Genomic DNA, 24,450 nt, shown 5'->3' with positions numbered 1-24,450 from the left:
GTTCGGGACCGGCTGTTGCCGTCGACCCGGTGGCCACCACGACGACGCTGACGATGAACGCCGACGGCACCGGGACGGTCCGGGTCGTCGCCGCTGACGGCTCGGCACCGGTGAACCCGGTCGACCTGTGGGTCGACACCACCTGGGTGCAGACGTTCACGCTCGCCGATGGCCGGGCCGCGATCGACGTCGGGGCGCAGACGCCCGGTGACCACCGGATCACCGTCCGCTACCGCAACAGCGCGACCCACGCGGCCAGCCAGGCGTCGATCATGTGGACGGCACCGGGGACGGTGCAGGTCCCGACCACCACGACGCTGCAGCTCAACGCCGACGGCACGGGCACGATCAAGGTGACCGCGGCCAGCGGACCGACGCCCTCGAACCCGGTCGACCTGTGGGTCGACAGCACCTGGCAGAAGGCGTACACGCTGACCAACGGCCAGGCCGCGGTCAACCTGGGCACCCAGACCGCGGGCGACCACAAGGTCACCGTCCGGCACCGTCCGAGCAGCACCAGCGGGGCCAGCCAGGTCACCGTTCCGTGGACCGCCCCCGGCACCGTGCAGGTCCCCACGACCACCACGCTCCAGCTCAACGCCGACGGCACCGGCACGATCAAGGTGACCGCGGCCAGCGGCCCGACGCCCTCGAACCCGGTCGACCTGTGGGTCGACAGCACCTGGCAGAAGGCGTACACGCTGACCAACGGCCAGGCCGCGGTCAACCTGGGCACCCAGACCGCGGGCGACCACAAGGTCACCGTGCGCTACCGGCCCAGCACCACCAGCGGCACCAGCCAGATGACCGTCCCGTGGACCGCGCCCGGCACCGTGCAGGTCCCCACGACCACCACGCTCCAGCTCAACGCCGACGGCTCGGGCACGATCAAGGTGACGGCCGCCAGCGGCCCGACGCCTTCGAACCCGGTCGACCTGTGGGTCGACAGCACCTGGCAGAAGGCGTACACGCTCACCAACGGGCAGGCGGCCGTCAACCTCGGCGCCCAGGCACTCGGTGACCACCGGATCACCGTGCGCTACCGACCGAGCACCACGACCGGAGCCAGCCAGGCGTCGCTGATGTGGACGGCGCCGGGCACGGTGCAGGTGCCCACGACGACCACCCTGGACCTCAGCGCCGACGGCACCGGGACCATCAAGGTCACCGCCGACGGGGGCGCGTCCGCGTCGCTCGCCAACCCCGTCGACCTGTGGATCGACAGCACGTGGCAGCGGGCGTACACCCTGACGAACGGCCAGGCGACCTTCGACCTCGGGCCCCAGCCGGGCGGCGACCACCGGGTCACCGTCCGCTACCGCCCGAGCAGCACCAGCGGCGCGAGCCAAGCGAGCCTGCCGTGGTCGGTCACGACGGCCGACCAGGTGGCGACGACGACCACCCTGAGCGTGATGCCCGACGGCACGGCGACGATCAAGGTCGTCGCCGCGAACGGGAGCGCGACCACCAACCCGGTGGACCTCTGGGTCGACGGCCGGGCGCAGACCACCCACACGCTGACCGACGGTCGTACGACGGTCGCCCTCGGCAGCCGCGTGGGCGGGGCCCTCGGGGTCAAGGTCCGCTACCGCCCGAGCGCGACGCAGCAGGCGAGCACCGCCACCGCCACCTGGTCGGTCGACACCAGCCCGGTGCCCGCGGCGGGAGCCTGCGGCGAGACGGTCCTCAAGGCGGACGGCACGCCGTGGACCTGCACCTTCGCCGACGACTTCGTCGGGACGACGCTCGACCGGGCGAAGTGGAACGTGCAGACCATCTTCGCCAGCGGCCACGAGGACAGCGTCGCCTGCTACGTCGACTCGCCCGACAACGTCGCCGTGTCCGACGGCGCGCTGCACCTGACGGTCCGCAAGGGCGAGCCGCGGGCCTGCGAGGGCCAGGGCGGCCTGGTGACGCCGTACACCTCCGGCATGGTCACGACGGCCCACCGGTGGTCGCAGCAGTACGGCCGCTTCGAGGCGCGGGTGAAGACCACCGCGACGACGAGCCCCGGCCTGCACGAGGCCTTCTGGCTGTGGCCCGACGACCGCTACCCCGAGGGCCAGCAGGCGTGGCCGGCCAACGGTGAGATCGACATCGCCGAGACCTACTCGAAGTTCGCCGACCTCGTCGTGCCCTACCTGCACACCGCCCTCGACACGGTCGGCGGGATCCTCACCGGCAGCGACGCCAACACGACGTGGAGCTGCACCGCACCCCGCGGCGAGTTCAACACCTACACCCTCGAGTGGTCACCCGAGCGGGTCGAGGTCTTCGTGAACGGGCGGTCCTGCCTGGTGAACACCTCCGGCAACGACGCGTTCAAGAAGCGCTACATCATGGCGCTGACCCAGGCCCTCGGCTCGCAGACCGGCAACACGCTGGTCGACGGGACGCCCCTGCCGGCCACGATGACGGTGGACTACGTGCGCGCCTGGTCGTGAGGGTTCCGCTTCCTGACCACCCACTGTCACCTCGGAGCAGCCTGGCGTAGGCCGGGACCGGGCAGCGTGGACCTCGCCCGACGAAGGCCGCCCTGCCGGCACCCCGCTCCGAGGTGACATGCGTCCACTCCGCCCGGTCCACCCCGTCCGTCCCGTCCGCACCCTCCTGGTCGCCCTGCTGCTCGTCGCGGCCCCGGTGCTCTCGGCGTTCACCGATGACGACGCACCGCCGGCTCCACCGCCGGCGGTGACCACCGTGGCCGCGTCCGCGACCGATCGCGCAGCCGACGGGGCGGCGTACACGTTCACGCCGCGGTCGACGCTGATCGCCAGCGACCCGGTGCGGGCGCCGCACCGGATCACCGACCAGCTGGTCCGCCTGATCGACAACGTGCCGCCCGGCGAGAGCATCGAGGTGATGACCTACTTCCTCGGCTCACCGGCGCTGGAGGCGGCGCTCGTCGACGCGTTCCGCCGGGGCGTCGAGGTGCGTGCGGTCTTCGAGGCGCACACCCGCGAGGACCACCGGGAGGGGACCGCCCTCGGCCGGATCCTCAACAGGCGTTCGACCGATCGCTCGTGGGTCCGCTTCACCGCGGGCTCGACGCGTGCCAGCGGCGGCGCGATGCACCAGAAGACGTGGCGGTTCAGCCGGGTTGGCGGGGCCCGCTTCGTCACCGTCACCGGGTCGTACAACGCCAGCGACCTCGCCGACTCCCGCGCCCACTCGCTGATGTGGCAGTGGGTCGACGAGGGCGTGTACGACGCCTTCGCGAGCGTGTGGGCCGCACAGGTGCGGATGCACGACGCGGCGCCTCGGTTGCGGACCTTCCGTGGTCCGGACTGGTCGGCGTACTTCTCGCCGCTCACCGCACGGACGCCGGCCGGTGACCCGGTGATGCGGCGCCTGGCGGGCATCCCGGTCGGCGACGGCACCGTCATCCGGATCGCGATGTACTCGATGTGGGACACCCGTGCGCTGTGGATCGCCGACCGGCTGGCCTCGATGGCGCGGCGTGGGGCGCGGGTGGTGCTCGTCGCCGGGCCCACGGTGGCGCCCGAGGTCCGCGCGACGATGCGCAGCGGCGGGGTCGCGGTGTACGCCGGCTGCTTCCGCGACGGCACGTACACGCACTCCAAGGACATGTCGGCGTCGTGGCTCTCCGGCGGCCGGCGGCAGTACTGGACCTGGGTGGGCTCGGACAACTGGACCACCGACGGCATGGCGTCCGACGAGGCGGTGCTCGGCATCCGCAGCCGGCCGATGCATGCCCGCTTCCTCGCCTACTTCGAGCGCCTCCGCACCCGCGCCGGTGGCGTGTACGAGGCCGCGTGCCGGCCCAAGGAAGGCTGACCGGTTCGACTTGCCGGGACGAAGTCCCGCGGGCCCGCCGTTGACATCAGCCCTGGGCCGCTCTCCGGTTACCGTCGACGCGTGATGACGCGTCTCCGTACCGGGCTCCTGGCCCTCCTCGCGGCCGCCGGCCTCGTGGTGGGCCTGCTGTCGACCGCTGCCCCCAGCTCCGCGGCGACCTGGTCGGTGGTGTTCCTCCACGAGGACCTCTACGCCGGGCCGGTCGTCGGCTACCACTTCTCGGTCGGCATCAACGGCACCCCACCGGCAGGGACGGTGCTGCGCTACCAGTGGCTGCGCGGCGACATCGACAACACCCCGTCCAGCTTCGAGGCGATCCCCGGGGCGACGGACAGCACCTACACCATGACGGCCGACGACCACCACCACCGGCTCAAGGTCCGGGTCCGTGCGGTCGAGGACGGCAATGTCGTCGAGGAGCGCTCCTCCGGCGTCACCAACTTCATCCTCTGGCAGATGCGGACGCCGGTGATCAGCGGCAAGCCGCTCGTCGGCCAGCTGCTGACCGCCTCCCTCGGGTCCTGGACCTCCGACTGGGACGTCGAGCCGCAGTGGCGACGTGGTCGTGTCGGCACCTCCGAGATGCGCGACATCGCCGGTGAGACGGGACTGACCTATCGCACCCGTCCTGCCGACGTCGGCAAGCCGGTGACGCTGCTGGTCATGGCCTACCACCAGTTCCCGGCGCCCAACGACGTGCTCGCGATCGACCGCCGGTGGGGATCCGTCGCCAAGGTGGGGGGCGTCGTCCCGCCCGTGCGCTGGGCCACCCGGTCGATCCTGCGCGGGACCTCGCCGGCCAAGGGGCAGCTGCGCCTGACCGCCGTCTCCTACGCCTGGTCGGACCTCTTCAAGGCCGACCAGACGCAGGTCTACGGCAACGTCCGGATCTACGACGGCTCGCGCCTGCTCACCCGCTCCTACATCGACGGTGGCCGGCGCGCGATCACCCTGCGCGGCCTCAGCCGCGGGACCCACCGGATCCGCATGGTCTTCCTGCAGAACAACACCTACGCCGCCTCCAGCTCCACCACCTCGTTCACCGTGCGCTGAGGCGAGGAGGCGCCCGTAGGCTGCTGGCGTGGACGACGCGACCGACCCGACGGACCAGTCAGCCCGCGCGATCGCGGCCGCCGAGGCCCTGGGCCTCAGCTTCACCGAGACCCGGCACGGCCCGGTGCGCTCGCTGGCGGAGGCCGCGGCGGCGCGCGGCGTCGAGCCCCGCCAGATCGTGAAGACGATGGTCGTCCGGGTGGCCGAGGGCGACCACCGGTTCGTGCTGGTGCCCGGCGACCGGGAGATCGCCTGGCCGAAGCTGCGCGCCCTGCTCGGCGCCAACCGGCTCTCGATGCCGTCGGCGGACGCGGCCCGCGAGGTCACCGGCTACGTGCGCGGAACGATCACGCCGCTGGGCTCGCTCGCGCCCCTGCCGGTCATCGCCGACGAGCGGGTCGCGGGCCGGGTCTCGATCGGCGGCGGGGCGCACGGCGTCGCGCTGACCGTGGAGGCCGCCGACCTGGTGTCGGCGCTGGGCGCGACGGTCGCGGACGTCACCGACCCCGCCGCCTGACCCTCACCGGCCGGGTCGTGTGCGTCCGGCGCGCGGCGAGCGACCCGTCCAGCGCCGGTACGCCGCCCCGAAGCTGGTCGCCTCCGCGTAGCCCAGCTCCCGCGCGACGTCGTCGACGCTCAGGCCGGGACGGGCGAGGAGCTCCTCGGCGGCGCTGCGGCGTACCTCGTCCAGCAGGGTGCGGTACGACGTCCCGGCCTCGGTCAGGTGCCGCCGGAGTGAGCGCTCGCTGAGCCCGAGGACCGCCGCGACCGCACCCATGGGGGCGCCGTCGGCGAGCCGTTGCGCGACGAGGACCCGGACCTCCTCCACCACACCGGTCCGGCTGCGGCGGCTGGCCACGAGCTCGCGGCACAGCGCCTCGGCCATCGCGAACGCGTGGGGGTTCGCCTGGGGGAGCGGCAGGTCGAACCAGGCGGCGTCCAGGCGCAGCTCCGCCCGACCGTCCCCGGCCGACGGAGTGGTGCCGAACGCCGACCGGAGGGCACCGGACTCGCCCGGTGCGATTGGCAGGGTCAGCGAGGTGAGCCGCGGCGCCCCGCCGGCGATCTCGCGCAGCACGGTCCAGACCGCCGTGAGGTCGCGCTCCACGAGGAACCGCCGCACGTCCGCCGGCAGGTCGCCGTCGTCGACGCCGATCACGACCTGGTCGCCGTCGGTGCCGGCCGTCGGCACGCAGAAGGTGAAGCTGAGGTCGAGGAAGCGGAAGGTCAGGTTGGCCGCGTCGCCGAGCGTCGCGCTGCTCATCAGGGCGAAGCCGAGCGGTCCGAAGGTCGAGGCGTGGTAGCGGGTGCCGACGCGGACCCCCGTCATCGAGGGCGCCGCGGCGAGCAGGTTGCGCACCACCCGGAGCTCCTGCTGGGCGGTCACCTCACGCCGGTGGTCGGCCAGGTCGCGGGGACCGAGACCGCTGCCGTCCAGCAGCACCGACGGCGCGACGCCGGCATCGGCGCCAGCCGCCACGAGCAGCGCGGTGCCGGCGACCTGCCGCGGGAAGTCCCAGGAGCGGGTCACCGGCGGCTCGAACATGTCCGGAATTATGGATCCTCTGGCCGTTGACCGCTCGATCCCCGCGTCGGCGATTCCTAGAGTCCTGCCATGGAGCAGCCCACGTCCCCTCGTGTCATCGTGATCGGCGCCGGGTTCGGCGGCCTCGCCGTCGCCCACCACCTGCGCGCGGCCGGCATCACCGACATCACCCTCCTCGAGCGCTCCGACGACGTGGGCGGCGTGTGGCGCGACAACACCTACCCGGGCGCCGCCTGCGACGTGCCGTCGGTGCTCTACTCGTGGTCCTTCGCCCGCAAGTCCGACTGGTCGCACCGCTACGCCCGCCAGCCGGAGATCCTCGACTACATCCGCGACCACGCCGCCCGCAGCGGGCTGCGCGACCTGGTCCGTACCGGCGCCGAGGTCACGGGGGCGGCGTGGGACGACGCGACGGCCCGGTGGACCGTCACCCTCGCGACCGGGGAGGAGCTCACCTCCGACGTGCTCGTCTCCGCGGTCGGCCAGCTCTCCCGACCGGCCGTGCCGCGCATCCCCGGCCTCGACGACTTCGACGGACCGATCTTCCACTCCGCGACCTGGGACCACGACGTCGACCTCACGGGCAAGCGGGTCGGCGTCATCGGCACCGGCGCCAGCGCGATCCAGTTCGTCCCGGCGATCGCTGGTGAGGTGGCCTCGCTGACGGTGTTCCAGCGCTCGGCGCCGTACGTCGTCCCGAAGCCGGACGGCGCCTACAGCACCCGCCAGCAGCGCCGCTTCGCCCACCACCCGCGACTGCACCACCTCACCCGCCGCGGCGTCTTCCACCTCTCCGAGCAGCTCAACAGGACCCTCGACTCGGACGGCCGGCTCGCCGTCGTCCTCGAGAAGGCGTGGCAGCTCAACCTGCGCCGGCACGTCAAGGACGCCGACCTGCGGGCGAAGCTCGTGCCGGACTACCCGCTGGGCTGCAAGCGGCTGCTGTTCTCCAACGACTGGTACCCGACGCTCGCCCAGCCCCACGTCGACGTCGTGACCGACGGCGTCGCCGACGTCGAGCCGGACGGGATCCGCACCGCGGACGGCACCCTGCACGAGCTCGACGTGGTCATCCTCGGCACCGGCTTCGCCGCCACCGAGTTCCTCGCGCCGATGGAGATCACCGGCCGCGGCGGACGTCGCCTGGCCGAGGCGTGGGAGGGCGGGGCACGCGCCCACCTGGGGATCACCGTGCCCGACTTCCCCGGCTTCTACGTGCTCTACGGCCCGAACACCAACCTCGGCGGCAGCTCGATCATCGGGATGCTCGAGGCGCAGGCCGGGTACGTCGTCCGGGCGGCCCTCGAGACCGCCGCGCGCCGCGCGCCGCTGGTCGTGCGAGCCGACCGGGCGGCGGCGTACGACGAGGAGATGCAGCGTCGTCTCGACAGCAGCGTGTGGAGCTCCTGCACGAGCTGGTACCGCGAGCCCGGCGGCCGGATCACGACGAACTGGCCGGGCACCGTCGCGGAGTACCAGCAGCGGACCTCCGCGTTCGACCCGAGCGACTTCGAGACCGTGGCGGTGGCGGCGCGATGACCCACTACGACGTGCTGGTCGTCGGCTCGGGCTTCGGCGGCAGCGTGACCGCGCTCCGGCTGTCCGAGAAGGGCTACCGGGTCGGTGTCCTCGAGTCCGGCCGCCGCTTCGCCGACGACGAGCTGCCGACCTCGTCGTGGAAGGTCCGCGACTACGTCTTCAACCCGGCGCTCGGCTGCTACGGGCTGCTCCGGATGACGCTCCTGAAGGACGTCCTCGTGCTCACCGGGGCGGGGGTGGGCGGCGGTTCCCTGGTCTACGCCAACACCCTCTACGAGCCGCCGCGGGCGTTCTTCGACGACCCGCACTGGGCCGGGATCACCGACTGGGCCGACGAGCTCGCGCCCTACTACGACCAGGCGCGGCGCATGCTCGGCGTGACGTCGTACCCACGGATGTCGCCGTCGGACCACGTGCTGAAGGCGGTCGCCGACGACCTCGGCGTGGGCGACACGTTCGGGCCGACGGACGTCGGCGTGCTCTTCGGCGAGCGACCGGGGGAGCGGGTCGACGACCCGTTCTTCGGCGGCGCCGGACCGGCGCGCACGACCTGCACCGACTGCGGCGCCTGCATGACCGGCTGTCGCGTCGGCGCGAAGAACACGACCGTGAAGAACTACCTGCACCTCGCCGAACGCGCGGGCGCGGTCGTGCACCCGATGACGACGGTGACGGACGTCGGGCCCCGCCCCGGAGGTGGGTACGACGTCACGACGCGTCGCACCGAGGGCAAGGTCCGCCGCGGCCGACGCACGTTCACGGCCGACCAGGTCGTGTTCAGCGCCGCGTCGCTGGGCACGCAGCGCCTGCTGCACCGGCTCCGTGACGGCGGCAGCCTGCCCGCGATCTCGCCGCGGCTCGGCGAGCTGACCCGGACCAACTCCGAGGCGATCCTCGGTGTGCGGGCCCGCGGCGACGAGGTCGACTACTCGCAGGGCGTCGCGATCACGTCGTCGATCCACGTCGACGACCACACCCACGTCGAGCCGGTCCGCTACGGCCGCGGGAGCAACCTGCTCGGCCTGTTGATGGCGACCCTGACCGACGCGCCGCCGGACGGGCGCTCCCGGCTGGTGGCCGGCCTGCGCGAGATGTGGCGCCAGCGGCGCGACCTGCCGCACCTGCACGACCCGCGCCACTGGTCCGAGCAGACCATCGTGCTGCTGGTCATGCAGAGCCTCGACAACTCCCTGACGACGTACCTCCGCAGGCGGCCGTGGGGCCGGACCCTCACCACCCGCCAGGGCACCGGCGAGGCCAACCCGGTCTGGATCCCGCAGGGCCACGAGGTCGCCCGGCGCGTCGGCGAAGAGGTCGACGGCATCCCCGGCGGCACCTGGGCGGACCTCGTGAACATCCCGGCGACGGGCCACCTGATCGGCGGCTGCCCGATCGGGGAGTCGCCCACCGACGGGGTGATCGACCCCTACCACCGCCTGCACGGGTACGACGGCCTCCACGTCATCGACGGGTCGGCCGTGGCTGCCAACCTCGGCGTGAACCCGTCGCTCACCATCACGGCGATGGCCGAGCGCGCGGTCGCGATGTGGCCGAACCGCGGCGATGCCGACCCCCGTCCAGCCCTCGGTGGTGCCTACGAGCGCGTCCAGCCGGTCGCGCCGCTGCGGCCCGTGGTGCCGGAATCCGCCCCGGGTGCCTACCGCCTGCCCGTCATTCGGCTGGGTAGCGACTGACCTCGGTGCCGTCGAGGTCGAAGACGATGTACGACGACTGGCCGAACTCGTTGCTCGTGTAGGCCGAGATCCAGCCCCCGGCCGGCTCGTCGGGCCTCTCCAGGATCAGGTAGCAGGTCTCCGGGTCCTCGACGGTCCTGCGCACGGCCTCGCACATGCCGGCGAAGTCCGCCGGCTCGAGCGCGGAGAGGTCGAAGGGCGTCTCGGTGCTGGTTCCCTTCGAGGGATCGTCCAGCCCACCGTCCCAGTAGTAGGACAACGACCGCTCGTCGTCCGCGTAGGGCACGTCGACGACGGCGTAGCCGGGGTAGAGCACCGCACGGAACGCCTGGGTGCCACCGGTCTCCTCCTGCAGGTCGTCCAGCATCGCCGCGTAGCCCTCGACCGTCTGCGGCTCGTCGGGAGCCGTGACGCCGCGGAAGATCGCCACCACGCCCCACACCACCAGGCCCAGCACCACCGCACCGGCCGCGGGGAGCTTCCAGCCGCGGCGGCGTACCGTGCGCTCCTCGAGGGAGCGGACCGGCTTCGGCTGCTTCGGTGGCTGGTAGGCCTTGATCCGCGGCGACGTGGGCGTGCCCGGCTCCGGCTCGCCGCCGGGCGTCGGGTCGGGCCGGTAGCGCTTCCAGGTCGGGGGAGCCACGTTCGGAGGCTAGTGCCGTGCGGCGTGCAACGATGGCGACATGGCCGAATCCACCGAGGTCGTCGACCTGTGCCGCGAGCTGATCCGGATCGACACCAGCAACTACGGCAGCGAGGAGGGGCCCGGCGAGCGCAAGGCCGCCGAGCACGTCGCCGGCCTCCTCGACGAGGTCGGCATCGCCGCCGAGGTCATCGAGACCGCCCCCGGACGGGCCAACGTGCTCGCCCGCTGGGGCGGCACCGGCGCGTCCGGGCGGCAGGACGCCCTCCTGCTGCACGGCCACCTCGACGTCGTACCCGCTGCTGCGGAGGACTGGCAGGTCGACCCGTTCAGCGGCGAGGTCGACGGCGGCTACGTGTGGGGGCGCGGCGCGGTCGACATGAAGGACTTCGACGCGATGCTGCTGTCGGTCGTCCGGGCCCGCCAGCGGTCCGGGCGGGTCCCCGAGCGGCCGGTCGTCCTCTGCTTCACCGCCGACGAGGAGGCCGGCGGCCACCAGGGCGCCGAGCTGCTCGTGAAGCACCACGCGGACTGGTTCGAGGGCTGCACCGAGGCCGTCGGCGAGGTCGGCGGCTTCAGCACCACCGTCCGCGGCCGACGGCTCTACCTCATCGAGGCTGCCGAGAAGGGCATGGCCTGGATGCGGCTCACCGCCCGCGGCCGCGCCGGCCACGGCTCGATGATCAACGACGACAACGCCGTCACCCGGCTCGCGTCCGCGGTCGCCCGGCTCGGTGCCCACGAGTGGCCGGTCCGGCTGACGCCCACCATGCAGACCCTCCTGGCCGCGGTCGCCGAGCTCGTCGGCACCGAGGCCACCCCCGAGAACGCGCCCGCGCTGGTCGAGGAGTTCGGGGGAGCGGCCCGCATGCTCGGCGCGGTCCTGCGCAACTCGACCAACCCGACCATGCTCGGCGCCGGCTACAAGGTCAACGTCATCCCGACCGAGGCCACCGCCCATGTCGACGGCCGCTTCCTGCCCGGCTTCGAGGACGAGTTCTTCACCACCCTGGCCGAGCTGACCGGCGAGGGCATCGAGATCGACTACGTCTCCAACCAGCCGCCGTGGGAGATGCCGTACGACGGCGCGCTGGTCGACGCGATGACCCGCAGCCTCCTCGCCGAGGACCCCGACGCCCTGGTGGCGCCGTACCTGATGAGCGGCGGCACCGACGCCAAGCACTTCACCAAGCTCGGCATGCGCTCCTACGGCTTCGCGCCGCTGCGACTGCCCGAGGACCTCGACTTCACCGCGCTCTTCCACGGGGTCGACGAGCGGGTGCCGGTGGAGTCGCTGGAGTTCGGGGCCCGGGTGATGGACCGGTTCCTCGACCAGGTCTGAGCGGGTCCGGAATTGCTGCGGTTTGGTCCCAAACCGCAACACTTTCAGGCGGTACGAACCGCCCGGATGATCTTCCGCCGCAGCACGACCCGCCGCTTGCCGTCCGGACCGATCTGCACCCGGTCGAGCTCCCAGCCACCGTGCTCGGCGCGCTCGACGAGCAGCTTCGCGACCATGTTGCGGGAGAACTCCCGGTCGAAGGTCACCCGCTCGAACTCCCACTCCACCCCGCGCCCCAGGCCGCGCATCACGCCCGGCCGCAGCATCGAGACCGTCATGCCGCACCTCCTGACACATCGTCGAGTGCGCCGCGGATCTCCGCGGGCAGGACCTTCTCCTCGCTCCCGAGCGCGACCTTGAGCTGGGCGGCGGTGCGCGCGCCGACGACCGGCGCGGTGACGCCGGGGGAGTCGCGCACCCAGACCAGCGCCACCTCGAGCGGCGTCCAGCCGAGGCCGTCGGCAGCCCGGCAGACCGCCTCGACGATGCCGCGGCTGTGATCGTCGAGGTAGGCCTCGACGAAACCGGAGAAGACCGGCGACGCGGCGCGGGAGTCGGACGGGGTGCCGGTGCGGTACTTGCCGGTCAGCACACCCCGCCCCAGCGGCGACCACGGGAAGACGCCGAGCCCGAGCGCCTCGACCGCGGGCAGCACCTCGCGCTCGATCCGGCGGTTGACCAGTGAGTACTCCACCTGCGTGGACACGATCGGCGCCCGCCCCGGCGCCGCCTCCTGCAGCGTGACGGCGCGCGCGGTCTGCCAGCCGGTGTAGTTCGAGATGCCGACGTACGACGCCCGGCCGCTGCTGACCGCGTGGTCGAGCGCTCCCAGCGTCTCCTCGAGCGGCACCTGGTCGGTCCAGATGTGCACCTGCCACAGGTCGACGTGGTCGGTGCCGAGCCGCTTGAGGGAGGTGTCGAGGCCCCGCAGGAGGGCGCCGCGCGAGGTGTCGGTGACCCGCTCGCCGCCGCGGCGCCAGATGCCGGCCTTCGTCGCGAGGACCACCTCGTCGCGGCGGACCACGTCGCCGAGCAGCGCGCCGATGAGCTCCTCCGAGCGGCCGTCGGTGTAGCCGGCGGCGGTGTCGAGCGTCGTACCTCCGGCCTCGACGAAGGCGGTGAGCTGGTCGCGCGCCTCGTGCTCGTCGGTGTCCTTGCCCCAGGTCATCGTGCCCAGGGCCAGCCGCGACACCTGGAGGCCGCTCGCTCCGACGTACCGCTGCTGCATGGAGGAAAAGGTAGCCGCCCCACCGCAGCGAACCGGTCCGGCCACGCCGATGCGCGGACGACAACCAGCCTCTGCCTAGGATGCTCTCCCGTGGCGGACTACCTTCAGGCAGTGTTCCTCGGCATCCTCCAGGGCCTGACGGAGTTCCTGCCGATCTCCAGCAGCGCGCACCTGCGGATCTTCCCCGAGCTGTTCGGCTGGGGCGACGCCGGCGCCGCGTTCACCGCGGTCATCCAGATCGGCACCGAGCTCGCGGTGCTCATCTACTTCCGCAAGGACATCTGGCGCATCGCCCGCGCCTGGGTGCTGTCGCTCTTCAAGCCGGAGTACCGCGGCGCGCTCGACGCCCGGATGGGCTGGTTCATCATCATCGGGTCGCTGCCGATCGTGATCCTCGGCGTCCTGCTCAAGGACGTCATCGAGGAGCACTTCCGCAACCTGTGGCTGATCGGCTGCACCCTGATCGTGCTCGGCATCGTCCTGGGCATCGCGGACCGCGTCGGGCGCACCGACAAGGTCATCAAGCAGATGACCCTGCGCGACGCCGCCCTGATGGGTGGCGCGCAGGCCCTGGCCCTCGTCCCGGGCGTCTCCCGCTCGGGCGCCACCCTCTCGATGGGCCGCTTCCTCGGCTACGACCGCGAGGCCGCCACCCGCTTCGCCTTCCTGCTCGCCATCCCCGCCGTCGTCGGCGCCGGGGTCTTCGAGCTCAAGGAGATCGGCAACGTCGGGCAGGCGCACGCCGGCGAGGCCGACTACGGCTGGGGCCCGACCATCACCGCGACGGTCGTGTCCTTCGTCGTCGGGTACGCCGCCATCGCCTGGCTGCTGCGTTACGTCTCCACCAAGTCCTACACGCCGTTCGTGGTCTACCGGGTGCTGCTCGGCGGCGGGGTGCTGGCGCTGCTCGCAGCCGGCGTCCTCACCGCCTGAACGACCCCGCCGATCGGGCAGGAACTGCAGCTCGCGGGCCGGCAGGTTCAAGTGGTCTAAGCAACGCTGATTGAGGTGGTGTTGCTGATGGGCATGCGGGTGATCGGTGAGGACGTCCGCGAGGAGTTCTACGACTTGGTCTGTGCGGGGATGCCGCTGATCACGGCTGCGGCTGCTGTCGGCGTGTCCCGCGGGACCGCGCTGTCGTGGTGGCAATCCTCGATTCCCATGTGGCCGAAGAACTCATCCAAACCGGGCGGGCTGGCAGACACCGCACCGACACGGACGATCGGCGATCCCCGCCTGGCCGACCGCAGACGACGCTCGTTGTCGAGCGAGGACCGCTCAGTCATCGCGGTCGGGCTGCGGATGGAGCTGTCCTACGGCCAGATCGGCGCCCTGATCGGCCGGAACAAGTCGGTGGTGAGTCGCGAGGTCGCCCGCAACCGCGGACCGGATGGCACCTACTGGGCGCCTGTCGCACATCGTGCAGCCCACGAGCGTCGGCGGCGGCCCAAAGAGTTCCGGCTGATCGCCGAGTCGCGCCTGTGCCGGCGGATCGAAGCCTGGATGGACGACGGTTGGTCACCGAAACTGATCGCCCGGGTGCTGCGCGAGGAGTCACCACACATGATCATGGGCCGGGTGTCGCACGAGACGATCTACCAGGCGCTCTACGTCCAGACCCGCGGGTCGTTGCGCAAGGACCTCTACCGACAGCTGTCGACCAAACGGCCCCACCGGCAGGCCCGAGGCACCGGCCGGCGTGGTCCCTCGCCGTACAAGGAAGCGTTCAAGATCAGTCAGCGTCCTGCCGAGGTCACCGACCGTGCCGTGCCAGGCCACTGGGAAGGCGACCTGATCATGGGCCCTCCTGGCACTCCCGCGGTCGGGACCCTGGTGGAGCGCTCGACCCGGTTCACGATCCTGTTGCACCTGCCCGGACGTCACGACGCGGAGTCCGTCGCGGCGGTGATGATCCGCGAGATGGGCGAGTTGCCCGAGCACCTGCGCCGCTCGCTGACCTGGGACCGTGGCACCGAGCTGGCTCGCTACGACAAGATCCAGGTCGAGCTCGACATGCCGGTCTACTTCTGCGATCCCCACTCGCCGTGGCAACGCGGGACCAACGAGAACACCAACCGGCTCCTGCGGCACTGGCTGACCAAGGGCACCGACCTGTCCCGGTTCACCGCAGCCGACCTACGCCGGATCGCTGCGACCCTCAACGCCCGACCACGCCCTACGCTGGACATGCGAACCCCAGCCCAAGCGCTGGACGCACTGCTGTCAAACCCGGCAGCAGCATGACCGTTGCTTACACCGATTGACCTTCCAGCCCTGGATGTTGCGGTTTGGTCCCAAACCGCAACAACTCCGGCGCGGCTAGAACCACCCCGACTTCTTGAACAGCACCCACAACCCGCCCGCCGTCCCGATCATCAGCAACAACGCGAATGGGTACCCGAAGGTCCAGTCCAGCTCGGGCATGTGCGTGAAGTTCATGCCGTAGATCCCCGCGATCAGCGTGGGTACGACGACCAGCGCGGCCCCCGCGGAGATCTTGCGCATGTCGTCGTTCTGCTGGACGGCGATCCGGGCCAGGTGGGCGTCGAAGGCCGTCGACAGGAGGCCGTCGAGGGTGTCGATCTCGTCGGCGGCCTGCGAGAGGTGGTCGCTGACGTCACGGAAGAACGGCCCGGCCTCGGCCTCGATCAGGTCGACGGACCCGGTGGCGAAGCGGCGCATCGGCTCGCGCAGGGGGAGCACGGCACGGCGTACCTCGGACAGCTCGCGCTTGAGGATGTAGATGCGGTTGCCGTCGTTGGTCCGCTCCTCGGAGAAGACCGAGGTCTCGACCTCGTCGACGTCGGTCTGCAGCTCGGCCACGACGGAGGTGTAGCCGTCCACGACCGCGTCGCAGACGGCGTACACGACGGCGGAGGGGCCGTGGTCGAGGACGGCCTGCTTCTGCTCGAGGTCGTGGCGGGCGTTGCTGAGGGCCGAGCCGCGGCCGTGACGCACCGTGATCACGAAGTCGGGGCCGATGAAGACGTTGATCTCGCCGGTCTCGACAGCGTCGTCCTCGTCGACGTACCAGAGTGTCTTGAGGACGAGGAACAGGCTGTTGTCGTACTTCTCGAGCTTGGGTCGCTGGTGCGCGACGACCGCGTCCTCGACCGCGAGCGGGTGGAGCTCGAAGGCCTGGGCGATCTCGGACAGCTCGATGTGGCTGGGCTCGTAGAGCCCGACCCAGACGAAGTCGTGGTCACGGCTGGCGGCCTCGCGGAGCGCGGCGTAGTCGTGCGGGTAGCAGTCGACCGGGAGGCGGACCCCGTGGCGGTAGACGGCGCTGTCGACGATCACAGCACCACGGTAAGCGTGCGGGCGACCGCGCCTGCTCTAGGCTCGCCGCCATGGCAACGCTGCTGCTGGTCCGCCACGGTCGGACCACCGCCAACGCCTCCGGTGTGCTCGCCGGTCGTACGCCGGGGGTGCTCCTCGACGACACCGGCACCGAGCAGGCGGCGCGTACGGGCGCACGGATCGCGGCGGTGCCGATCGCGCGCCTCGTGACCAGCCCGCAGGAGCGCTGCAAGCAGACCGCGAAGGCGGTCGCCGACGGCCAGCGGGGTGCCGGTCACACCGTCACCCGCGCGACGACCGAGAAGGCGCTCGCGGAGTGCGACTACGGCGACTGGCAGGGCCAGCCGATCAAGAAGCTGCTCAAGGAGCCGCTGTGGCGCACCGTGCAGCAGCAGCCGTCGGCCGTCACGTTCCCCGGCGGGGAGTCGATGGTGGCGATGCAGCACCGTGCGGTGGCCGCCGTACGCCGCATCGACGCCGCCGTCACCGCCGAGCACGGCGCCGATGCGGTCTGGGTCGCGGTCAGCCACGGCGACATCATCAAGTCGCTGCTCGCCGACGCGCTCGGGATGCACCTCGACCTGTTCCAGCGGATCAACGTCGACCCTGCGTCGGTCTCGGTGATCCGGTACGCCGCCGACCGGCCCTACGTCCTGGCGAGCAACACGCACGACGGTGACCTGTCCTGGCTCCGCAAGCCGCCGACGGCCAAGGGAGCGGTCGTCGGAGGAGGCGCCGGGCCGGCCTAGCCGCCCGTCGCTAGGGTGGCGGCATGCCGATCGTCCACGGATTCGACCCGCCGGAGCGCTTCGTCGCCGGCACCGTCGGCGAGCCCGGGAGCCGCACGTTCTTCCTCCAGGCCGTCGAGGGCAACCGCGTGGTCTCGGTCGCCCTCGAGAAGCAGCAGGTCGAGGCGCTGTCGGAGCGGGTGGACGAGCTCCTCGACGAGGTGATCGCCGACGGCACCGCCCGGGGCGTGATCCCCGCGATCGCGCCGTTCGGCCTCGCCGACGACGCGCCGTTGGCGCAGCCGATCGAGGAGGAGTTCCGGGCCGGCACGATGACCCTGTCGTGGGACCCCGGTGACGAGCGCGTCGTGATCGAGGTGTTCCCCGTCGGGGAGGAGCCGGCCGAGCTCGCCGACGGCGAGGAGCCGGCCGAGATGCTGCTGGTCCGGCTCGAGCCCGGCCAGGCGCGTGCGTTCGTGAAGCGTGCCGAGGCCGTCGTCGGTGCCGGCCGCCCGTCCTGCCCGTTCTGCGGCCAGCCGATCGACCCCGACGGCCACCTCTGCGTGCGCGCCAACGGGTTCAAGCGCCGCCAGCCCTGAGCCGCCCATGGCCGAGCTGACGATCAAGGGCCGGATCATGCCGGCCTCGAATGCGACCTTCCTGGCCGACCTCGACGGCACCGAGGTCGTCTACAAGCCGGTCTCCGGCGAGCGTCCGCTGTGGGACTTCCCGGACGGCACGCTGGCCGACCGCGAGGTGGCGGCGTACCTCGTCTCTGCCGCGACGGGCTGGGACCTGGTGCCCCGGACCTGGTGGGACGAGGGACCGCACGGCCCCGGCATGCTCCAGGAGTGGCGTGAGGTCGACCCGGACCAGGACGCCGTCGACCTGGTCCGATCCGGTACGACGCCCGAGGGCTGGCTCGAGGTCGTCGAGGGCCTCGACGACCGCGACCACCCGGTGACCCTCGTCCACGAGGACACCCTCGAGCTGCGGCGCCTCGCCGTCTTCGACGTCCTCGTCAACAACGCCGACCGCAAGGGCGGGCACGTGCTCGCGATGCCCGGAGGCCACCGGTACGGCGTGGACCACGGCATCGCGTTCCACCACGAGCCCAAGCTCCGCACCGTCCTGTGGGGCTGGGCGGGCAAGCCGCTGACCGGCGACGAGACCGCGACCGTCCGTACCGTGCTCGCCGCCGTCCGGGGCGAGCTGGGGGAGGCGCTCGGCTTCCACCTGGCCCAGCACGAGCTCGCGGCCCTGGAGCGTCGTACCGAACGGCTGCTCGCCGCCGGCGTGCTCCCCGGGCCGCAGGGCGGCTGGCCGCCGATTCCCTGGCCACCGTTCTGACCCGACCCGGACCCTCCCGGCTCACCGTCTCACCGCCAGCAACTAGCATCGTCGGCATGCGCGCATGGAACGCCCCGGGGATCCCGGTACTGCCGGTGACCGGTCCTCCCGTCGTCCTCCACGACACCGCGACGGGCGGCTCCGTCGAGACCTCGCCCGAGGGCGGTACGGCGCGCCTCTACGTCTGCGGCATCACGCCGTACGACGCCACCCACATCGGCCACGCCAACACCTACATCGCCTTCGACCTGCTCAACCGGGCCTGGCGCACGGCGGGCCACGACGTCCGCTTCGTGCAGAACGTCACCGACGTCGACGACCCGCTGCTGGAGCGCGCCACGAAGGTCGGCGTCGACTGGGTCGAGCTGGCGGAGCGCGAGACCGAGCTGTTCCGCAAGGACATGGAGGCGCTGCGGGTGCTGCCGCCGGTGGCCTACACCGGTGCCGTGGAGTCGATCCCGCTCGTCATCGAGCTGATCCAGCGCCTCGAGGCAGCCGGCGCGATCTACCGGGTCGAGGACGACCTCTACTTCTCGGTCAGCGCCGACCCGGCGTTCGGTGAGGAGTCGGGCTACGACCGCGAGACCATGCTGCGCTTCTTCGGCGAGCGCGGCGGCGACCCGGACCGGGCCGGCAAGAAGGACCCCCTGGACTGCGTCGTGTGGCGCGGCGAGCGCGAGGGCGAGCCGTCCTGGGACAGCCCGTGGGGCAAGGGCCGTCCGGGCTGGCACATCGAGTGCGCCGCGATCGCGCTGAAGGAGCTCGGCGGCGCCTTCGACGTCCAGGGCGGCGGCAGCGACCTCGTCTTCCCGCACCACGAGATGTGCGCCGGCCACGTGCAGGTCGCGACGGGCGAGCCGTTCGCGAAGGCCTACTCGCACGCCGGCATGGTCGCCTACGACGGCGAGAAGATGTCGAAGTCGCTCGGCAACCTCGTCTTCGTCTCAGCGCTGCGCAACAGCGACATCGACCCGATGGCCATCCGGCTCAGCCTCCTGCGCCACCACTACCGGACCGACTGGGAGTGGACCGACGACCAGCTGTGGACCGCCGTCGACGACCTCGCCGACTGGCGCCGGGCGCTCGCGCTGGGTGCCGGTGCCGCCGCCGCGCCGGTCGTGGAGGAGATCCTCGCGGCGCTCGCCGACGACCTGGATGCCCCGCGCGCCACGGCCGCGGTCGACGGGTGGGTCCGGGCCACGCTCGGGACCGACGGGCTGGCGGACACCAGCGACGCCGAGGCTGCGGTGACGCTGCTGCCGGTGCTCGACGCTGCGCTCGGCCTCAGCCTCTGAGGTCGGCCTGACGGTTGCGGTTTGGTCCCAAACCGCAACATCCGGAGCCGAATTCCTGCGGTTTGGGACCAAACCGCAGCAATTCCGGACCCCCGACAGCGCCTCAGTCGTCGTCGCGCCGCCGCTTGAGATACCGCTCGAACTCCCGCGCGATCGCCTCACCCGACGCCTCCGGGAGGTCCGCGGTGTCGCGCGACTCCTCCAGCGAACGGACGTAGTCGGCGATGTCCTCGTCCTCCTCGGCGAGCTCGTCGACACCGCGCTCCCACGCCCGCGCCTCCTCCGGGAGGTCGCCGAGCGGCAGGGAGATGTCGAAGAGGTCGTCGAGACGGCTCAGCAGGGCCAGGGTCGCCTTCGGGCAGGGCGGCTGCGCGACGTAGTGCGGGACGGCGGCCCAGTACGACACGGCGGGCAGGTCGACCGTCGTACACGCGTCCTGGAGGACGCCGACGATGCCGGTGGGGCCCTCGTAGGTCGACTGCTCGAGGTCGAGCCGGTCCAGCAGGTCGGGCTCGGTCGAGGAGCCGGACACCGGGATCGGGCGGGTGTGCGGGCTGTCCGAGAGCAGTGCGCCGAGGGTCACCAGCAGCTCGCCACCGAGCTCGTCGATGACCTCGAGCAGCTCGGTCGTGAACTGCCGCCAGCGCATGTTCGGCTCGATGCCGCGGATCAGGATGACGTCGCGGTCGAGGTTCGGGGGTGAGGCGACGGCGACGTGGGTGCTGGGCCAGGTCAGCTTGCGGAAGCCGTTCTCGTCGATGCCGACGGTGGGCCGGTTGACCTGGAAGTCGTAGTACTCCTCGGGGTCGATCGCGGCCACCACCCGGGCGTTCCACGCCTTCATCAGGTGGTCCACCACGGCCGTCGCCGACTCGGCAGCGTCGTTCCAGCCCTCGAACGCAGCGATGACCACGGGCCGCACCAGACCGGTGACCGTCTCGATCTCCATCACTCTGCCAGCCTAGTCAGCGAAGCACGAGTAACATGTGCAACAGCCGAGAGGCGTTGCAACGGAGGGCCGTCCAGGGATCTCCGCCACGCTCGGCCGGGACACCAAGGGCGCCTTCCATTTCACTGGAAGGATGGGTTGATGGCTCACGACAGGTCGCACGACGCTCAGTGGCAGCCTGACGCGACCGGCGAGCTCACGGCGCTCCTGCGGGAGCGGATCGTGATCCTCGACGGCGCGATGGGCACCGCCATCCAGCGGGACCGGCCCGACGAGGCCGGCTACCGGGGCGAGCGCTTCGCCAGCCGCGAGGAGTGGCCCTCGGACCTCGTGGGCAACAACGACCTGCTCTCGATCACGCAGCCGGCCATCATCGGTGGCATCCACCGCGAGTACCTCGACGCCGGCGCCGACATCATCGAGACCAACACGTTCAACTCGAACTCGGTCTCGCTGTCCGACTACGGCATGGAGTCGCTGGCATACGAGCTCAACCTCGAGTCGGCTCGCCTGGCCCGCCGCATCGCCGACGAGGTCGCCGCCGAGACCGGCCGCAAGCGGTACGTCGCCGGGGCGCTCGGTCCCACGACGCGCACGGCCTCGATCAGCCCCGACGTCAACGACCCCGGCGCGCGCAACGTGTCCTACGAGCAGCTCGTCGACGCCTACCTGGAGGCCGCCCGAGGCCTGGTCGACGGCGGTTCGGACCTGCTGTTCATCGAGACCATCTTCGACACCCTGAACGCGAAGGCGGCCATCTTCGCCGTCGAGACGCTGTTCCAGGAGGCCGGCCGCCGCTGGCCGGTCGTCATCTCCGGCACCATCACCGACGCGTCCGGCCGCACCCTGTCGGGCCAGGTCACCGAGGCCTTCTGGGACTCGGTGCGCCACGCCCAGCCACTCGCCGTCGGCCTCAACTGCGCCCTCGGGGCCAAGGAGATGCGCCCGTACGTCGCCGAGCTGTCCCGGCTCGCGGACTCGTTCGTCTCGGCGTACCCCAACGCCGGGCTGCCCAACGCCTTCGGCGAGTACGACGAGGCGCCCACGGACACGGCAGCGGTGCTCGTCGAGTTCGCGGACGCCGGCTTCCTCAACATCGTCGGCGGCTGCTGCGGCACGACGCCGGCGCACATCGCGGAGATCGCGAAGCAGATGGACGGCCGCGCCGTGCGCGAGCCCGTCGTCAACGAGCCGGCCATGCGCCTCTCGGGCCTCGAGCCGTTCACCATCACCGACGACAGCCTGTTCGTCAACGTCGGGGAGCGCACCAACATCACCGGCTCCGCGCGCTTCCGCAACCTGATCAAGGACGGCGACTACGACACCGCGCTGTCCGTCGCCGCGCAGCAGGTCGAGGCCGGCGCCCAGGTCATCGACATCAACATGGACGAGGGCATGATCGACGGCGTCGCCGCGATGGACCGCTTCGTCAAGCTGATCGCCAGCGAGCCCGACATCAGCCGGGTCCCGCTGATGATCGACTCCTCCAAGTGGGAGGTCATCGAGGCTGGCCTGCGCTGCGTCCAGGGCAAGCCGATCGTCAACTCGATCTCCATGAAGGAGGGCGAGGAGAAGTTCGTCGAGCAGGCCCGGCTCTGCAAGAAGTACGGCGCGGCCGCGGTCGTGATGGCCTTCGACGAGGACGGCCAGGCCGACAACCTCGAGCGCCGCAAGCAGATCTGCGAGCGGGCCTACCGGATCCTCGTCGACCAGGTCGGCTTCCCGGCCGAGGACATCATCTTCGACCCCAACGTCTTCGCGGTCGCGACCGGCATCGAGGAGCACGCCACCTATGGCGTCGACTTCATCGAGGCGACGCGCTGGATCAAGCAGAACCTGCCCGGCGCGAAGGTCTCCGGCGGCATCTCGAACGTGAGCTTCAGCTTCCGCGGCAACAACCCGGTGCGCGAGGCGATCCACGCCGTCTTCCTGTTCCACGCCATCGAGGCCGGCCTCGACATGGGCATCGTCAACGCCGGTGCCCTGGTGCCCTACAGCGAGATCGACCCGGAGCTGCGTGACGCGATCGAGGACGTCGTCCTCAACCGCACCGACGACTCCCTGGCGGCGACCGAGCGCCTGCTCGAGCTCGCCGAGGCGCACCGCGGCACGGGTGAGAAGGTCGAGGCGGCCGCGGAGGAGTGGCGTTCGCTGCCCGTGGGGGAGCGGATCACGCACGCGCTGGTCAAGGGCATCGACGGCTTCGTCGAGGCCGACACCGAGGAGCTGCGCCAGGAGATCGCCGCCCGCGGCGGGCGTCCGATCGAGGTCATCGAGGGCCCGCTGATGGACGGCATGAACGTCGTCGGCGACCTCTTCGGCGCGGGCAAGATGTTCCTCCCGCAGGTCGTGAAGTCGGCCCGCGTGATGAAGAAGGCCGTGGCCTACCTGATCCCCTTCATCGAGGAGGAGAAGGCGAGCAACCCCGCGCTGGCCACCCAGAAGGACACCAACGGGACGATCGTCCTGGCGACGGTCAAGGGCGACGTCCACGACATCGGCAAGAACATCGTCGGCGTCGTGCTGTCGTGCAACAACTACGAGGTCATCGACCTCGGCGTGATGGTGCCCGCGCAGAAGATCCTCGACACGGCCAAGGAGGTCGGTGCCGACATCATCGGCCTCTCCGGCCTGATCACGCCGAGCCTCGACGAGATGGTCGGCTTCGCCACCGAGATGCAGCGCCTGGGCCTCGAGATCCCGCTGCTCATCGGTGGCGCCACGACCTCGCGCGCGCACACGGCGGTCAAGATCGACCGGAAGTACGACGGCCCCGTCGTCTGGGTGAAGGACGCCTCGCGCTCCGTGCCGACCGCCGCCGCCCTGCTCGACGAGCGCCAGCGCGGCGAGCTGATGGAGGCCACCCAGGCCGACTACGACGCGCTCCGCGCCCGCCACGCGCAGAAGTCGGAGCGCCCGCAGCTGTCCTTCGCGGACGCGCAGGCCAACAAGTCGCCCATCGACTGGACCGGCTACGCCCCGCCGCAGCCGCGCACGCCCGGGGTCCACGTCCTCGCCGACTACGACCTCACCGAGCTGCGCGACTTCATCGACTGGCAGCCGTTCTTCAACGCCTGGGAGATGAAGGGCAAGTTCCCCGACATCCTCAACAGCCCCACGCACGGCGAGGCTGCCCGCAAGCTGTACGACGACGCGCAGGCCATGCTCGACCGGCTGGTCGAGGAGAAGTGGCTCACCGCCAACGGCGTCTACGGCCTGTTCCCGGCGGCCAGCAACGGCGAGGACGTCCTCGTCTACGAGGACGACTCGCGGGCCGTGGTACGCACGACGCTGCACCAGCTGCGCCAGCAGGGACAGCACCGCGAGGGCGTGCCCAACCGGTCGCTCGCTGACTACGTCGCCCCGATCGGCGCCGACCTCGCACCGGGTGGCGGCGACTGGGTCGGTGCCTTCGCGGTCACGGCCGGGATCGGCACCACCGAGCGGATCACGGCGTTCAAGGAGGAGCTCGACGACTACTCGGCGATCCTGCTCGAGGCGCTCGCCGACCGGCTCGCCGAGGCGTTCGCGGAGCGGCTGCACCAGCGGGTGCGCACCGAGTTCTGGGCACACGTGCCGGAGGAGCAGCTCTCCAACGAGGACCTGATCGCCGAGAAGTACACCGGCATCCGCCCCGCGCCCGGTTACCCCGCCTGCCCGGACCACACCGAGAAGCGCACCATCTGGGAGCTCCTCGACGTCCAGGCCAACACCGGCATGGAGCTCACCGAGTCGATGGCGATGTGGCCCGGTGCCTCGGTCTCCGGCATCTACTACAGCCACCCCGAGGCGCAGTACTTCGTCGTGGGCCGCCTCGGCCGCGACCAGATCGAGGACTACGCCGCCCGCAAGGGGTGGAGCGTCGTCGAGACCGAGAAGTGGCTCTCGCCGAACCTCGGCTACGACCCGGACGACTGAGCCTGACGTACGCGGCGAGGGCCTCGGTTCCATCTGGGGCCGAGGC

20 protein-coding genes are annotated in these 24,450 nt (G+C 71.5%); 14 read left to right on the top strand and 6 right to left on the bottom strand.

Features of this window, described 5'->3' with window-relative positions; translation table 11 throughout:
- Positions 1 to 29 precede the first annotated feature (29 nt).
- The 4 genes from BJ993_RS26415 to BJ993_RS22355 all read left to right on the top strand — a co-directional run bounded on the left by BJ993_RS26415 (position 30) and on the right by BJ993_RS22355 (position 5,389).
- On the top strand, positions 30 to 2,444 hold the full coding sequence (locus BJ993_RS26415; RefSeq protein ID WP_179651332.1) for a glycoside hydrolase family 16 protein: 2,415 nt from the start codon (positions 30 to 32) through the stop codon (positions 2,442 to 2,444).
- Positions 2,445 to 2,562: 118 nt separating this feature from the next.
- The gene (locus tag BJ993_RS22365) at positions 2,563 to 3,798 is read left to right on the top strand and encodes a phospholipase D-like domain-containing protein (RefSeq protein WP_179651331.1); all 1,236 of its coding nucleotides are present in this window, start codon (positions 2,563 to 2,565) and stop codon (positions 3,796 to 3,798) included.
- Positions 3,799 to 3,879: 81 nt separating this feature from the next.
- Complete coding sequence (locus BJ993_RS22360; RefSeq protein WP_179651330.1) at positions 3,880 to 4,872, top strand: Ig-like domain repeat protein; 993 nt, start codon at positions 3,880 to 3,882, stop codon at positions 4,870 to 4,872.
- 28 nt (positions 4,873 to 4,900) lie between these two features.
- Positions 4,901 to 5,389, top strand: a complete 489-nt coding sequence (locus BJ993_RS22355; RefSeq protein ID WP_179651329.1) for an aminoacyl-tRNA deacylase — start codon at positions 4,901 to 4,903, stop codon at positions 5,387 to 5,389.
- 3 nt (positions 5,390 to 5,392) lie between these two features.
- On the opposite strand, the gene BJ993_RS22350 is transcribed toward BJ993_RS22355, so the two are convergent.
- Positions 5,393 to 6,418, bottom strand: a complete 1,026-nt coding sequence (locus BJ993_RS22350) for an AraC family transcriptional regulator (protein WP_179651328.1) — start codon at positions 6,416 to 6,418, stop codon at positions 5,393 to 5,395.
- 69 nt (positions 6,419 to 6,487) lie between these two features.
- Here BJ993_RS22350 and BJ993_RS22345 point away from each other — a divergent pair, with 69 nt between their 5' ends.
- Both BJ993_RS22345 and BJ993_RS22340 read left to right on the top strand, forming a co-directional pair.
- Positions 6,488 to 7,957 (top strand): flavin-containing monooxygenase, encoded by a 1,470-nt coding sequence (locus BJ993_RS22345; protein WP_179651326.1) that lies wholly within the window; start codon positions 6,488 to 6,490, stop codon positions 7,955 to 7,957.
- Positions 7,954 to 9,651, top strand: a complete 1,698-nt coding sequence (locus BJ993_RS22340) for a GMC oxidoreductase (protein WP_179651324.1) — start codon at positions 7,954 to 7,956, stop codon at positions 9,649 to 9,651. The genes BJ993_RS22345 and BJ993_RS22340 overlap by 4 nt, the downstream gene beginning before the upstream one ends.
- Here BJ993_RS22340 and BJ993_RS22335 read toward each other — a convergent pair.
- On the bottom strand, positions 9,629 to 10,294 hold the full coding sequence (locus BJ993_RS22335; RefSeq protein WP_179651322.1) for a hypothetical protein: 666 nt from the start codon (positions 10,292 to 10,294) through the stop codon (positions 9,629 to 9,631). The genes BJ993_RS22340 and BJ993_RS22335 overlap by 23 nt on opposite strands.
- A 40-nt stretch (positions 10,295 to 10,334) precedes the next feature.
- Between BJ993_RS22335 and BJ993_RS22330 the strand changes: the two genes are divergently transcribed.
- Positions 10,335 to 11,636, top strand: a complete 1,302-nt coding sequence (locus BJ993_RS22330; protein ID WP_179651320.1) for a M20/M25/M40 family metallo-hydrolase — start codon at positions 10,335 to 10,337, stop codon at positions 11,634 to 11,636.
- A 44-nt stretch (positions 11,637 to 11,680) separates the two neighbouring features.
- Here BJ993_RS22330 and BJ993_RS22325 read toward each other — a convergent pair whose 3' ends face one another.
- Entirely contained in the window at positions 11,681 to 11,914 is a 234-nt protein-coding gene (locus tag BJ993_RS22325; RefSeq protein ID WP_051932284.1) for a DUF5703 family protein, read from the bottom strand.
- Entirely contained in the window at positions 11,911 to 12,864 is a 954-nt protein-coding gene (locus tag BJ993_RS22320) for an aldo/keto reductase (RefSeq protein ID WP_179651318.1), read from the bottom strand. The genes BJ993_RS22325 and BJ993_RS22320 overlap by 4 nt, the downstream gene beginning before the upstream one ends.
- A gap of 90 nt (positions 12,865 to 12,954) precedes the next feature.
- Between BJ993_RS22320 and BJ993_RS22315 the strand changes: the two genes are divergently transcribed.
- Positions 12,955 to 13,797, top strand: coding sequence for an undecaprenyl-diphosphate phosphatase (locus BJ993_RS22315; RefSeq protein WP_179651316.1), 843 nt, complete (start codon positions 12,955 to 12,957; stop codon positions 13,795 to 13,797).
- 87 nt (positions 13,798 to 13,884) lie between these two features.
- Positions 13,885 to 15,108: an IS30 family transposase gene (locus BJ993_RS22310; RefSeq protein WP_179652406.1), complete on the top strand. Its 1,224-nt coding sequence runs from the start codon at positions 13,885 to 13,887 to the stop codon at positions 15,106 to 15,108.
- 75 nt (positions 15,109 to 15,183) lie between these two features.
- Here the strand turns inward: BJ993_RS22310 and corA are convergent, their stop codons facing one another.
- Positions 15,184 to 16,164 carry a magnesium/cobalt transporter CorA gene (corA, locus tag BJ993_RS22305; protein WP_036545779.1) on the bottom strand — a complete coding sequence of 327 codons (981 nt, stop codon included), beginning with the start codon at positions 16,162 to 16,164 and terminating at the stop codon, positions 15,184 to 15,186.
- 50 nt (positions 16,165 to 16,214) lie between these two features.
- Here corA and BJ993_RS22300 point away from each other — a divergent pair, with 50 nt between their 5' ends.
- The 4 genes from BJ993_RS22300 to mshC are packed head-to-tail and all read left to right on the top strand — an operon-like array spanning position 16,215 to position 19,537.
- Positions 16,215 to 16,913, top strand: a complete 699-nt coding sequence (locus BJ993_RS22300; RefSeq protein ID WP_179651314.1) for a histidine phosphatase family protein — start codon at positions 16,215 to 16,217, stop codon at positions 16,911 to 16,913.
- Between the two features lie 23 nt (positions 16,914 to 16,936).
- Positions 16,937 to 17,491 carry a DUF3090 domain-containing protein gene (locus BJ993_RS22295; protein WP_036545774.1) on the top strand — a complete coding sequence of 185 codons (555 nt, stop codon included), beginning with the start codon at positions 16,937 to 16,939 and terminating at the stop codon, positions 17,489 to 17,491.
- A gap of 7 nt (positions 17,492 to 17,498) precedes the next feature.
- Positions 17,499 to 18,242, top strand: coding sequence for an SCO1664 family protein (locus BJ993_RS22290; protein WP_179651312.1), 744 nt, complete (start codon positions 17,499 to 17,501; stop codon positions 18,240 to 18,242).
- A gap of 56 nt (positions 18,243 to 18,298) precedes the next feature.
- A complete protein-coding gene (gene mshC, locus BJ993_RS22285; RefSeq protein ID WP_179651310.1) occupies positions 18,299 to 19,537 on the top strand; it encodes a cysteine--1-D-myo-inosityl 2-amino-2-deoxy-alpha-D-glucopyranoside ligase in 1,239 nt (412 codons plus the stop codon).
- A 103-nt stretch (positions 19,538 to 19,640) separates the two neighbouring features.
- Here mshC and BJ993_RS22280 read toward each other — a convergent pair whose 3' ends face one another.
- Positions 19,641 to 20,486, bottom strand: coding sequence for a PAC2 family protein (locus BJ993_RS22280; RefSeq protein ID WP_218865313.1), 846 nt, complete (start codon positions 20,484 to 20,486; stop codon positions 19,641 to 19,643).
- A 141-nt stretch (positions 20,487 to 20,627) separates the two neighbouring features.
- Between BJ993_RS22280 and metH the strand changes: the two genes are divergently transcribed.
- Entirely contained in the window at positions 20,628 to 24,404 is a 3,777-nt protein-coding gene (metH, locus tag BJ993_RS22275; protein WP_179651308.1) for a methionine synthase, read from the top strand.
- Positions 24,405 to 24,450 lie beyond the last annotated feature (46 nt).

Source organism: Nocardioides aromaticivorans, assembly GCF_013408525.1.
Taxonomy (GTDB): domain Bacteria; phylum Actinomycetota; class Actinomycetes; order Propionibacteriales; family Nocardioidaceae; genus Nocardioides; species Nocardioides aromaticivorans.
This window is presented reverse-complemented; position numbering and strand designations above follow the sequence as displayed.

Bases quoted from the DNA above. Each gene is read 5' to 3' on its own strand.
- BJ993_RS22330 (WP_179651320.1), top strand. From the start codon at position 10,335: ATGGCCGAATCCACCGAGGTCGTCGACCTGTGCCGCGAGCTGATCCGG.
- BJ993_RS22300 (WP_179651314.1), top strand. From the start codon at position 16,215: ATGGCAACGCTGCTGCTGGTCCGCCACGGTCGGACCACCGCCAACGCC.
- metH (WP_179651308.1), top strand. From the start codon at position 20,628: ATGGCTCACGACAGGTCGCACGACGCTCAGTGGCAGCCTGACGCGACC.
- BJ993_RS22350 (WP_179651328.1), bottom strand. From the start codon at position 6,418: ATGTTCGAGCCGCCGGTGACCCGCTCCTGGGACTTCCCGCGGCAGGTC.
- BJ993_RS22320 (WP_179651318.1), bottom strand. From the start codon at position 12,864: ATGCAGCAGCGGTACGTCGGAGCGAGCGGCCTCCAGGTGTCGCGGCTG.
- BJ993_RS22325 (WP_051932284.1), bottom strand. From the start codon at position 11,914: ATGACGGTCTCGATGCTGCGGCCGGGCGTGATGCGCGGCCTGGGGCGC.
- BJ993_RS22290 (WP_179651312.1), top strand. From the start codon at position 17,499: ATGGCCGAGCTGACGATCAAGGGCCGGATCATGCCGGCCTCGAATGCG.
- BJ993_RS22310 (WP_179652406.1), top strand. From the start codon at position 13,885: ATGGGCATGCGGGTGATCGGTGAGGACGTCCGCGAGGAGTTCTACGAC.
- mshC (WP_179651310.1), top strand. From the start codon at position 18,299: ATGCGCGCATGGAACGCCCCGGGGATCCCGGTACTGCCGGTGACCGGT.
- BJ993_RS22295 (WP_036545774.1), top strand. From the start codon at position 16,937: ATGCCGATCGTCCACGGATTCGACCCGCCGGAGCGCTTCGTCGCCGGC.
- BJ993_RS22365 (WP_179651331.1), top strand. From the start codon at position 2,563: ATGCGTCCACTCCGCCCGGTCCACCCCGTCCGTCCCGTCCGCACCCTC.
- BJ993_RS22280 (WP_218865313.1), bottom strand. From the start codon at position 20,486: ATGGAGATCGAGACGGTCACCGGTCTGGTGCGGCCCGTGGTCATCGCT.
- BJ993_RS22340 (WP_179651324.1), top strand. From the start codon at position 7,954: ATGACCCACTACGACGTGCTGGTCGTCGGCTCGGGCTTCGGCGGCAGC.
- BJ993_RS22345 (WP_179651326.1), top strand. From the start codon at position 6,488: ATGGAGCAGCCCACGTCCCCTCGTGTCATCGTGATCGGCGCCGGGTTC.